The sequence below is a fragment of the Flavobacterium ginsengiterrae genome (assembly GCF_039539785.1).
Taxonomy (GTDB): domain Bacteria; phylum Bacteroidota; class Bacteroidia; order Flavobacteriales; family Flavobacteriaceae; genus Flavobacterium; species Flavobacterium ginsengiterrae.
This window is the reverse complement of sequence record NZ_BAABDU010000006.1, coordinates 556049-568854: the sequence shown is the minus strand read 5'-3', so window position 1 is coordinate 568854 and position 12806 is coordinate 556049. Positions and strand designations below refer to the sequence as shown.

Here is a 12806-nt window from a genome sequence, read left to right as displayed (position 1 = left end):
AAAATGTAACATGAAGTTATAATTTGAGTCTTTACTGAAAGTAAATATATAAATTATAATTAAATTCGTTCAACTTAAAAACTTACGAATATGAATAACAAATCATTGTTTTTACTTCTGAGTTTATTTTTTGCTGTTTCACAACTCTTCGCACAGCAGACAAAAGCTTTAAAATCAGCCAATACAGAAACCGATTACGACATTCAGGACAGCGTTTCTATAACCACACGCGACGGCGGCATTTTATCTGCAATGATCGCACACAAAAAAAATGACAACAATACAAAACCCGTAATTCTTCAATATACAATTTACGTTCGTGACAAAGGAAGAGATCTAAAAAGTATAAAAGAATCTGTAGACAAAGGCTACACCGGAATTATAGTATATTCGAGAGGAAAACGTTTCAGCCCTGACGAAATAAATCCGTATGAAAACGAAGTAAATGATGTTTACGATGCCATAGACTGGATTAGCAAACAAAAATGGTGTAATGGAAAAGTGGCTATGTACGGCGGCAGTTATAATGGTTTTACACAATGGGCAGCGTGCAAAAAAATGCATCCGGCTCTTAAAACAATTGTACCTGCGGTAGCAAACAGACCCGGAATGGGACTTCCTATGGAAAACAACATTTTTATAAACCCAAATTACGAATGGGCTTTTTATGTAGGAAACAATAAATATCTCGATACCGTAACGAATAATAACAGACCCCGTTTTAGAGGTTTAAAATTTAGATGGTGGGAATCCGGAACGGCCTACAGAAAACTAGACAGTATTGACGGTGAGCCCAACAGATGGTTTCAAAAATGGATAAACCACCCGTCGTTTGACGAATACTGGCAGAAAATGGCGCCTTATAAAACTGATTTTGCACAAATAAATATTCCGGTTTTAGCGTTTGACGGATATTATAACGATTCGCAGAATTCGGGTTTATATTACTTAAAAGAACTTCAAAAATACAGTCCAAAAACGCCTTTTTACCTTATAATTGGTCCTTACGGGCATTTTGGAACTCAAGTTGGCGGTGAAGCTGTTCTGAATGATTACAAAGTCGATCCCGTTTCTTTAATCGACATAAAGAAAATTACTTACGAATGGTTTGATTATATTTTGAAAAACGGCCCCAAACCGGAAATTCTAAAAGATAAAATCAATTACGAAGTCATGGGTGCCAACGAATGGAAAAGTGCTTCTTCATTTGAAAAAATGCACAATGATTTCCTGACTTTATATTTAACTACACCTAAATCAGATGATTTCCATAAAGCCGATAATAAAAAGCCTAAAAAAGAAGAATTTCTAATTCAGGAAGTTGATTTTGCAAACAGAGAAATCAGCAATAATAATTATTATCCAAGTCCGATTATTCAAAAAGAAGTCAACAAAAATGATGGTTACTTTTTTATCAGCGAACCTTTAACCCAGCCTTTAATTGTAAATGGTTCTTTTTTGGGAGAAATCAAATGCAGTATCAACAAAAAAGATTTTGATTTAGGCGTAACTCTTTATGAAGTCACGCCAAACGGAGAATATTTTCATCTTTCCTACTACATTGGACGCGCCAGTTATGCAAAGGATATCGAAAAACGACAATTGCTTCAGCCTGATAAAATAGAAGCTATTACATTTTCCAACACGCATTTTGTGAGTAAAAAACTCCATAAAGGAAGCCGTTTATTAATTGCCGTTAACGTAAATAAAAATGCTTTCTCACAACTAAATTACGGAACCGGAAAAGACGTAAGCGATGAAACGATTCTAGATGCAAAAGAACCTTTGCAGATAAAATGGTATAATGACAGTTTTGTAAAAATTCCTGTTTTAAAATAATCCTGATTACAAGGCTTGTAAACAGTATTTTTTGAGAACATAACTACACAAATTTTACAATAAAGCAATATTATCTTGCAGACACGACCTAACAATTATATCTTTACACCCGATTTTGGTCTGTTTTTTCTTAGGAAAAAATAGTTAAAAGGGAATCAGGTGTAAATCCTGAACAGACCCGCTACTGTAAGTTCTATAGAAGTCTTTAAACATTACTTATGCCATTGTCCCGAATTTCGGGGTGAGAAGGCCGTTTAAAGATGGAACAAGTCAGGAGACCTGCCACGATCACATAGTTTAAAACTTTCGTGGTATGAAGTTGACGACACAAGATGGTAACCTGTTATAGGACAGCAGGCCTATATCTGTCTTTTTGTAAGTACATCACCGAAAGTTTTTTTAAATCAATCGTGATGTATAATTTTAGAAAAACACTTTTAGCTTTTATTTTATTTTTTCCTTTTTGGCTTCACTCGCAGGCAGTCACAGATAGTTCGCGCGTTTTAAAAGAAGTTATTTTAAAAGGAAAACCCTATCAGGAAGTTATTCCCGTGCAAAGTCTTTCTGGCGTACTGCTCGAAAAACTGGCAAGTCATAATGTGGCAGACGCACTTCGGTATTTTGCTGGCACACAAATCAAAGATTACGGCGGTGTCGGCGGACTTAAAACAGTCGATGTCCGCAATATGGGAACACATCACGTTGGCGTATTTTATGACGGAATTCAGCTTGGAAATGCTCAAAACGGTGTAACCGATCTTGGTAAATATTCGCTTGACGACATGGAATCATTAACAATGTACAATGGTCAGAAAAGTGAAATTTTTCAGTCAGCTAAAGATTTTGCTTCAGCTTCAGCCATTTATTTACGAACAAAACGTCCTGTTTTTTCGGGGAATAAAAAAACAAATCTGCTTGTTCGTTACAAAACCATGTCGATTGATTATCACGATCCTTCTTTTAGATGGGAACAAAAACTCAGCGATAAAGTCAGTTTGAGTGTCAGTTCTGAATACATCAAATCTAACGGAGAATATAAATTTAGATATAAAAGAAAAAATCAGGATGGTAGTATTGCCTACGATACCACAGCAACAAGATACAACAGCGATATTGAAGCATTTCGATTTGAATCTGGAGTTTACGGAAAAATAAACAACGGTTCTTGGGACGCCAAAGTCTATTATTATGATTCTGAAAGAGGCGCGCCGGGAGCGATTGTCGAAAATAAATTCAGAGACGGATTCAGGCAGTTTGATAAGAACTTTTTTGCGCAGAGTTTTTTCACCAAAGATGTTTCAGAGAAATATAAATTTCAGGCAAAAGGGAAATTCGCTTACGATTATACACATTATATTGCGCGGGATACCACCAGTGTTTTAGGTGAAGTAGTAACCGAAGGCGCACAATCAGACGACAGTTACTTTCAGCAGGAAGCTTATTTCTCGGCCGTAAATTTATACAGCATTTTACCTACTTGGGATGTTTCGCTGTCAACCGATTTTCAATACAATAAATTAAACGCAACAAGACGCGGTATTCAAACGCAGTTTTCTTTCCCACAGCGTTATACCGCATTGGTTTCGCTTGCGACTTCTTATCGATATGAAGGTTTTAAAGTTTTAGGAAACGTTTTGGCAACCCGCGTAATCGAAGAAGTGAAATTCAACGCCAAAGCGCCAAACAAAACCGAATTTACCCCCGCTTTATTCCTTGGTTATACGCCATTTAAAAAGTACGATTTCAATTTAAGAGCCTTCGCTAAACGCATTTTCAGAATGCCGACTTTCAACGATTTATATTACACAATGGTCGGTTCAAGTACTTTGAGACCTGAATATATGAACCAATACGATGTTGGTTTTACCTATAATTTTTCTCTTAAAGAAAGTTTTATAGACAAATTCTCCATTCAGGCAGACGCTTATTATACCAATACCAAAGACAAAATTGTGGCGGCGCCGACAGGAAATTTATTCCGCTGGATGATGACGAATATTGGTCAGGTAAAAGGAAAAGGAATTGAAACGGTTGTCAATCTGGGAACTCATATCGACAAAGTTAATCTAACTGCAAACTTAACTTATACGTATTCTCAAAGTCAGGATTTCACCAAATTTTCAGGTTTAGAATTGTCTTCTTACGGCGATCAGATTCCGTATACGCCTTGGCACAGCGGTTCTGGAATTTTGAATGCAGGTTACGAATCATGGAACTTCAATTACAGTTTTATCTACGTTGGAAAACGCTACAACGGAAACGTCAATAATATAAAAGTAAATGAGGTACAGCCGTGGTACACACACGATTTGGCGGTTCAAAAGGCTTTCACTTTTAATAAATGCAAATTGAACGGAACGATAGAAGTCAACAATGCTTTTAATCAGCAGTATGAAGTGATTTACAATTATCCGATGCCTGGGCGAACATTCAAATTTATAGTCAGTTTTGAGATATGAAAAAGAGCATTATAAAAATACTATTTGGTTTAAACATTGCCATTTCGCTGGTTTCATGCCGTGAAGACGAAACGATATTTCTTTCCTCAGATGTAAGCGTTGCTGCGCCGAGAAGTGACGGAAATATTGAAGGATTTTATCTTCTTAACGAAGGTAATATGGGAATGAACAGAGCCAGTATCGACGTTTTTAATTACCGAACAGGAAATTATACAACCGATGTTTATTCGGAACGAAACCCGAATGTCGTAAAAGAACTGGGCGATGTTGGAAACGATATTCAAATCTATGGCAATAAAGTGTATGCCGTAATTAATGTTTCCAATAAAGTTGAAGTTCTCGAAAAATGGACGGCAAAACGCATCAAAAAAATCGATATTCCCAACTGCCGTTATGTGACTTTTTACAAAGACAAAGCGTATGTAAGTTCGTATGCCGGACCCGTTGCAATTGACCCGAATGCCGAAATTGGTTTTGTTGCCGAAATTGATACGACTTCTTTAGAAATAAAAAGAAAAGTAACCGTTGGTTATCAGCCGGAACAAATGGTGGTTCATAACGGAAAATTATATGTAGCCAATTCTGGTGGTTATCGCGTTCCGAATTACGATCGTACTGTTTCGGTTATTGATCTGGAAACTTTTACAGAAACCAAAAAAATTGATGTCGGGATTAATCTCTACGGAATGCAGATCGACAGCCGAGGCGATATTTATGTGAGTTCGCGCGGTGATTACTACAACACGCCATCAAATCTGTTTGTGATTGATACGAAAACCGACGAGAAAAAAATACAACTCGATATTCCTGCTTTGGGAATGTGTCTGGTCGATGATCTGCTGTATTATTACAGTGTTTCGTGGAGTTATCTCACCAACAGCAATAAAATTACGTACGGAATTCTCGATACCAGAACCAAAAAAGTCATAAGTGATAAAATTATTACCGACGGAACCGATAAACAAATCATGATTCCGTACGGACTTCAGGTCAATCCAGAAACTAAGGAAATCTATATTACCGATGCGCAAAACTATGTTGTAACGGGTTACATCTATTGTTTTACGCCAGAAGGAAAATTAAAATGGAAAACTACAGCGGGAAATATTCCTGCACATATTGCCTTTATAACCAAAAAATAAAAAACATGAATTCAAGAGTACTTAAACATTTTCGAATAGCAGTATTGGCCATTTTGTCGATCATGCTTGCAAACTGTTCAGGCGGTGGCGATGACAATCCTGAAACGGGAGGAGAATCGCAGACTAATGAAGTTAAAACACAACGTTTTACGATTGTGACTTTAAGTCCGAAAACAACGGCAAGTTCAGATGCGACTTACAGTTGGTCGGTTGCAAATGTTTCATCAGAAAATTATTCATTAACTAATCTCAGTTCAAAAGAAGCTTTGTTTGCCGCTGCTGCAGAAGGAACATATGCGTTTAATGTTGTTATTACAGATAAAGGAACGACTCAGACCCAAAAAGTAACCGTTACAGTAAGTGCAGAAGCTAAAGAACTAAAAAGTTTTATTGCTAAAGTATTTGAATTTAAACCTGCGCCGGGACAATTCGTAAATGATCTTCCGGTAGCCAATGACGGCGATACTGCGGATAGAGTTTTAGGAAGAGCCAATTCGTATCTGGCAAAGAAAAACGGAGATCTTATTTCACTTGGAGCTTTTGGCGGTTATGTTGTTTTTGGTTTTGATCACAGTATTGTAAACGTAAAAGGAAAACGTGATTTCAGGGTTTTAGGAAATGCTTTTTGGGCAGAAGCCAATCCGAATCCGAATGCAGAATTTCGAGGCGGAAGCAGTGAAGCAGGTGTAATTATGGTTTCGTACGATAAAAACAAAAACGGACTTCCAGATGATGAATGGTTTGAAATTGAAGGCGGTGGTCATAAAATGGCAAAAACAATTCGCAATTACGAAATCACCTATCACAGACCAGATCCAAATAAAGTTCCAGTTCCAGGCGGTGGAACAGGATCGGTTCTTTTTACCGATACAGAATATATCTATTGGAAAGACAATCAAGGAAAAGAAGGTTATATAGTGCAAAATAACGCTTACAATCATTCTTTGGATTATTGGCCAAAATGGCTTAAAGATCAGGCTACGATTACTTTTAAAGGAACAAGACTACCCGATAATGCGGTGGACGAAAGTGGCAACGGAAGCTATTTTGTGCAATATGCCTTTTTATACGGCTATGCCGATAATGCGCCAAACAACGACGATGATTCGGCAATTGATATTGATTGGGCAATAGATAATAATGGTAATAAAGTCCAGCTTCCTGCAATAGATTTTGTAAAAGTTTATAACGGATTGAATCAGCAGGCGGGATGGCTTGGAGAAACTTCTACAGAGATTTCTGGTGCGACAGATTTGCATCTTTTGGGAGAAAATATTCCAACCCGATAATTTTTAAACTAGTATCAAATCAAATATATTATATCCAAATTATGAAAAAAAATGTTACCCATTTTTTGTTGTTTGCCTTTGCGTTTGCCTTTGTTGGCTGCAGCAGTGACGACAAACCAGACGAAAATGCCAACAAAATTGAAGTTACGCTTCAGGAAAAGTATGAAACGCCCACTTTTACGGTTTTAGACATTACAGCTTCAGATGCTGGCACTAATGCTGTTTACGAATGGATTATGACTAAAAACCCTGTAGATCAGGTTACCGATTCTATTGTTGGAAATACAAAAGACTTACGATTTACAGCGATTTATGCGGGTTCGTATGAGTTTACCTTGAATGTGACTTCTGGTGAAAAAAAAGGAACAAAAAATACGACTGTAACAGTTATCAACGAAACTGCTGATTACAATCCGTACATCACAAAAATTTTCGATTTTGATCCTGCTCCGGGAATGTTTGCCAACGATTTATTTAAAGACGGAAATTCTAAAGAAGATTTAATGAAAACCGTTTTAGGAAGAATTGACAAAACAAGTGTTGGATATCCGTTAGATTTAGGCGGTTTTGGAGGTTCAATTATCGTAGGTTTTGATCATACGGTTGTAAATATTCCGGGAGCAAGCGATTTTAGAGTATATGGAGGAGATATTTCGAACCCAACAGTTCCTAAAGCAAATCCGTCGGCACCGGGATTAATTTTTGTGGCTTATGACAAAAATAAAAACGGAAAACCAGACGAAGATGAATGGTATGAAATTATAGGAAGTCAGCATGCCAAATCAAATACCGTAAAGAATTTTAAAGTAACGTATCGTAAAAAAGGTGCAAACGAACCTTTGGTTACAGCAAGTGCACTTTTTCTGGATTACGAACATGTTTATTGTGAAAATAATCAGGGAGAAAGTTTTTATCTGGCAAGACCAAGAGCTAAGAAAGAATTTTATCCTTTATGGAAAACACAAACCGAAGTGAGTTATGAAGGAACCAGACTCGATGTTGATTTTGAAACTGCACGTCCGGGACAAACTACTTTATGGAATTCTACTCTGCCAGAATGGGGCTATGTAAATGCCGTAAATCCAGATATTGATATTGATTGGGCGGTTGATAAAAACGGAAACAAAGCTAATCTTCCAGGAATCGATTTCATTAAAGTGGTCAATTGTGTGAGCGAACCAATGGGGCTTTGCCAGCAGCAATCTTCAATGGCAGCAACTTTTGCAGGTGCAGGAGATCTTCATTTATTAAAAAAATACAATTTAAAAAAAGCAAAAAACTAAGAACATGAAAAAGTATTTAAAATATAGTTTATTTCTAATCGCTTTTGCTTCTTTTAACTCGTGCAGCAATGACGATTCTAAACCAGAAGTTATAGTTGAACCACCGGCTCCAGAACCTGCAATCGCGCTGAAACTGACTTCAGAATTTTCCGTATCACAATATGATGTGGTAGAAATTGCTCCAGAAGTAACCATCGAAAATGCTGCAGAAAAAACGCCATTATACCAATGGTCGACTAAAGTTACCGGAAAAGACGGTGTTGTTAAAGATTCTATTATTGGCGACAGTAAAACTTTATTATTTATTACTCCAAAAGCGGCAACTTATGATGTAAATCTTAAGGTTACACTGGATAAATTGGTTAAAGAAACGTCTACCAAAGTTACAGTTACTGAAACTGGAAAAACTTACACTGCAAAAGCTTTAACGCTTGTTGATTTTTTACCAGCGCCAAGTTACAGTGTTGCGGCTTATACTACAAAAGAGGAATCGTTGCAGAAAACACAGCAGATTGTAAAAACTGGCGGTGCGGTTTCTTTAGGAACGTTTGGAGGTTATATCGTAACAGCTTTTGATCACACTGTTGTTAATGCTTACGGAAAACGTGATTTTACAGTTAAGACGACCGCAGGAAATGCTTCAATAAAATATTCTCCTGTAAGTATTTCTGTTGCATACGACGCTAACAAGAATGGGATCGCAGATGAAAATGAATGGTATGAAATTGCAGGAAGCGAATATCATAAATCGACAACGGTTAAGAATTATGAAATTACATATCAAAGACCAAATGCTGCGGCAACTCCCGTTACAGGAGCATTAAGCTGGCAATATGATACAGCCTATCTTCCGTGGACAGATAATAAAAACGGTTCAGGAACAATTACAAGAACTAATACCAGAAGAAGAAATAATTATTATCCGGCTTGGGCAGCCGACAGCTACACTGTAAAAGGAACAAAAATCGCAATACCTGCAAAAGATGTAAGCGATGGGGCCGGTACAAGTTTTAATGTCGGCACTTTTGAATGGGGTTACGGAGGTATAAAAGATCCTTCAATCGATATAAGCTGGGCAGTAGACAAAGACGGAAAAAAAGTGCACTTGCCGGGAGTTGATTTTGTAAAGGTATATGTACCCACATTTACTGCCTTAGGATCGCTTGATTTACTGACAGGTTCTTTTGAGGAGGTTTCAGATTTAAATTTTCCAAAGTAATTATAAGCTTTAGACCATAATGCAATTGAATTCTAACCATTAATTATTAACCTTAATTTTTATAAATCATGAAAAAAGTACTTTATTTTTTGACATTGGGACTGGCATTGGGATTTTCTTCCTGCAGCAACGACGATGATGTTTTAACGGTTGACAATGCAAATTCGGCATTAAAAAACTCAAAATCAATCACTTCAAAAACAGCGGTTACAGATCCTTCAATTGGAACCACTACAACGCTTAATCTTACAAGTTCATTATTAAGCAGCGGTACTACAACAACGGGCGGGAAGTATTGGGAAAACACTTATGTATCTAATACGAATTTAAGTGTTGACATTTTTACTTTTTCGCATACTGCAACTTCTGTTGGTTATAATTACTGGGACGGTTTTATTGTTTCTAATGTAAACGATATTACAAATTACGGTTCTGGTGCAGGTCCGGGCGGATCAGACGGCTGGGTGCCTCATCAATGGGGAACTATGGCTGGAAGCGGTGCAGGAACTGCTTCGACTATTACACCGGGAACGCCGGGAACAACAGGAGATCCTTACATCGTGGCATATTGGTCAAGTTATTTAGATCCTGCTTCTCCACAAGGAACTACTTTTAGCGAATCTTCTTTTTCTAACTGGATTAAAGTTGGAAATACAGGATCATATGAAGTTTTAGGGTTAAAAATCAATATCCATCCATGGCCTTATTATGGTTGTTTATATGGAGATGGATTTACACAGCCTTTTGCATCAGGAGATCATTTTGAACTTTTAATTTATGGTGTTGATGATAATGGTTTAATTACAAACCCAATCACACATACTTTAGCTGACTATACTGGATCATCTTTAGTTATGCCGACAGGATGGGTTGATGTTTCTGCATCTGAACTGGCAAAATTAGGCGATGTACAATATATTGTTTTCCAAATGGCTTCTACAGATTCTGATCCAATGTATGGCATGAATACAGCAGCTTATTTCTGCTTGGATAAACTTTCTGTAAAACGTTCTTTCTAGGCGAATATTTTGAATAGTAAAAAGCCTGAGGATTTAGATTCTCAGGCTTTTGTTTTTAATATATTTTAATTTTTTTTCTTTTTCTTTCTGCCCCACCAGATATAAAAACCCGTAATAGGTAAACTGGCACAAATCAAACTCGCTATAAAATAAATAATTTTAGTTGTTAATCCGCCAATTGCACCAACGTGAAGGCTGTAATTAGAACGGCTCATCCAGTCGTGAAATTTTTCGTCTCCAATATATTTTCGTGAATTTGGGAGCAATTCTAAGGTTTTCTGGTCAAAGTAAAGATCTCTCCAATTTCCGTTATGCATATCGGTGCAAGCATAAAAATTATCTTTGGGTTCATCCGGAAAATGAATAATTACGGCTTCTTTATTATGTTTTGCGATTTCTTTTCGGACTTTATTAAAAATTATATCCGAAGCAGTTAATACATCATATTTTGATTTAGAAAGTGTATCTGTTTTTATTACTGCAACTTCTTTCTTTTTCTTTTCGTTTGTAAAGCCTCCTGTTATCCAATAGGTACTTTCGCGAACCCAGTGAAAACTCATTATTAGTCCCGTCAGCGCAATTAAAAATGCCAAAAGAAGCGAATAAAACCCTAAAACATTATGCAGGTCATAATTAAGTCTTTTGAATTTGGCATTCCATTTAATTTTAAAACTGCTGTTTACAGTTGTTTTGTTCCATTTTTTTGGAAACCACAAAATCATACCGCTTATTAACAGAAAAAAGAAAATTAATGTAGCCCAGGAAGTAACCGCAGTTCCTACCTCTCTGCCCAGCCATACATAACGATGCCCTTCATCTATTTCATGAAAAAAATCTTCATGATCAACTATTCCGGTTATTTTACCATTATACGGATTTACATAAATCAAAGAATCTGATTCAATATCAACTTTTATTGTTTTATCTAAACCATTATACCATACACCGTGAATTTCTTTTTCAGGAAGCGCTTTCTTTACTGCTGCATATATTTTAGAAGGCGGTAAAACTTTTTCCGGACTTTGTGCTTCAACCTTTAACCAAGGTGAAGTCAGTTCTTTAATTTCGTGTTCAAAAACCAAAATACAGCCTGTAATTCCCATTATAAAAACTACTATTCCCGAAGCAAGCCCTAACCAAAGATGCAGCCAGGCATTTATTCTGCTAAAAAGAGACTTTCCTTTCGATTTTGGTTTTGATGATTGTTTTTTGATAACACTCATTTTATTCGTTGTTTAACAACATAACAAAACCACATAATCATTGCATTGAATACAATGATTATATGGCTTAATATGCAAAATTTAAATTGTACTGCTTATTGTTTTTTAGTCAGTCTTGTCATTGCCGGTAAGTCAACACCACCAGTAATTACAGCTCCTGCTTTTGCTACACCAGTTGCAATATCAATTTGGTAAACACGTCCTTCTGTATTTGTAACGAAGCTTTTGTAGATTTTACCGCTTTCAATTAAAGCACTTCCAAAACCAAAATAGTTATCACCAGAGTGGTCTGGTAATCCTGTAACTTGTGTAATTGCTTTTGAACCAAGATCGATAATAGCACATTTTAAGCTGAATGATTTATAATTCAAGAATCCCCAGTTTGGCTGTGCAGCATCAATATCTGAAGGGATATAGTTAACTAATACTTTTTCGCCTCCAGCTGGGTAAGCAGATAATACTTTTCCTTTAAGAATACTTGTTTCGATATCTAAGAAATAATTAGCATCAAATTCTGACTCTCCTTTTTTGATTCTAAGAATTGCTGAGTGAGAAGCCGTTGGCGTATAACCGCATAAAACAGAGTTAGATGAGAATGTATAGATATCTCCAGATTCTGTCTGAACCATACCCGTATTTGTATAGTACTGACCAATAGCTGTTGTACGAGAATCCTCAATAGTTTTTAAGTATTTCAAAGAAGGATATTCGTAAACTTTTATAACTGCTTTGTCTTGGTACAATTTCCAGTCTTTGTCACGCTCAAATGTAGAAATGAAAAGTTTGTTTCCCGAAACATTTACACTTGTAGGCCATAAAAAGTGTCCGTTTGGAATTGCGAAATCATCATAGATACGATTTGAAATTTTAACCGTAGCAGGATCGTAAATTAATATTTCATTTTGAGTAGAACTTGCATCCCATGGAGAATTAACCATAACTAATTTGTTATCATCTGTAGTTCCGTAAGCGTAGCTGTCTCCTGTAAATAAATTAGCAGTAGTGCTTAATTTACCTTCCATATTAAGGTAATATCCAATAGATCCTTCAGCATTTCCTGTTAAAGCAAAAAATGTATTTGCAACCGGTACAAGACCTCCCGCCTGCTCGATTCCTTTACCAACCATGTTGATTGATCCTGTCATCAATTCGTCAACAGATTCAAACTGCCAAACGTATGTATCGTAATCTGTAGTTTGGTAAGAAAGAACATAAGTTTCATCTGCTGGGTTTCTTACCTCTGAGTTATCGTTGTCGCTGCTGCATGAAAAAAATACAGCTGGCAGAACTGCTAAAGCTAAAAGGTTTTTAATTCTTGTTATCATTGTATTGA

General features: G+C 36.5%; 9 protein-coding genes and 1 riboswitch. Of the genes, 7 read left to right on the top strand and 2 right to left on the bottom strand.

Going from position 1 to position 12806, the window contains the following annotated elements:
• The first annotated feature begins 90 nt into the window (after window positions 1–90).
• From ABD859_RS18695 to ABD859_RS18665, 7 genes are all read left to right on the top strand, one after another.
• Window positions 91–1839 (top strand): CocE/NonD family hydrolase, encoded by a 1749-nt coding sequence (locus tag ABD859_RS18695; RefSeq protein ID WP_345146146.1) that lies wholly within the window; start codon window positions 91–93, stop codon window positions 1837–1839.
• 99 nt (window positions 1840–1938) lie between these two features.
• Window positions 1939–2140, top strand: a riboswitch (cobalamin riboswitch).
• 112 nt (window positions 2141–2252) lie between these two features.
• Window positions 2253–4298: a TonB-dependent receptor gene (locus ABD859_RS18690; RefSeq protein WP_345146145.1), complete on the top strand. Its 2046-nt coding sequence runs from the start codon at window positions 2253–2255 to the stop codon at window positions 4296–4298.
• Window positions 4295–5440: a DUF5074 domain-containing protein gene (locus ABD859_RS18685; RefSeq protein WP_345146144.1), complete on the top strand. Its 1146-nt coding sequence runs from the start codon at window positions 4295–4297 to the stop codon at window positions 5438–5440. Before ABD859_RS18690 ends, ABD859_RS18685 begins: the two co-directional genes overlap by 4 nt.
• Window positions 5441–5445: 5 nt before the next feature.
• Entirely contained in the window at window positions 5446–6729 is a 1284-nt protein-coding gene (locus tag ABD859_RS18680) for a cell surface protein (protein WP_345146143.1), read from the top strand.
• 41 nt (window positions 6730–6770) lie between these two features.
• A complete protein-coding gene (locus ABD859_RS18675) occupies window positions 6771–8012 on the top strand; it encodes a PKD domain-containing protein (RefSeq protein ID WP_345146141.1) in 1242 nt (413 codons plus the stop codon).
• A gap of 4 nt (window positions 8013–8016) precedes the next feature.
• Window positions 8017–9231 carry a hypothetical protein gene (locus tag ABD859_RS18670; RefSeq protein ID WP_345146139.1) on the top strand — a complete coding sequence of 405 codons (1215 nt, stop codon included), beginning with the start codon at window positions 8017–8019 and terminating at the stop codon, window positions 9229–9231.
• A gap of 68 nt (window positions 9232–9299) precedes the next feature.
• Window positions 9300–10250 carry a DUF4465 domain-containing protein gene (locus ABD859_RS18665; RefSeq protein WP_345146138.1) on the top strand — a complete coding sequence of 317 codons (951 nt, stop codon included), beginning with the start codon at window positions 9300–9302 and terminating at the stop codon, window positions 10248–10250.
• Window positions 10251–10315: 65 nt separating this feature from the next.
• On the opposite strand, the gene ABD859_RS18660 is transcribed toward ABD859_RS18665, so the two are convergent.
• Window positions 10316–11473 carry a PepSY-associated TM helix domain-containing protein gene (locus ABD859_RS18660; RefSeq protein WP_345146137.1) on the bottom strand — a complete coding sequence of 386 codons (1158 nt, stop codon included), beginning with the start codon at window positions 11471–11473 and terminating at the stop codon, window positions 10316–10318.
• Window positions 11474–11568: 95 nt separating this feature from the next.
• Window positions 11569–12798, bottom strand: a complete 1230-nt coding sequence (locus tag ABD859_RS18655) for a DUF4374 domain-containing protein (protein WP_345146136.1) — start codon at window positions 12796–12798, stop codon at window positions 11569–11571.
• Window positions 12799–12806 lie beyond the last annotated feature (8 nt).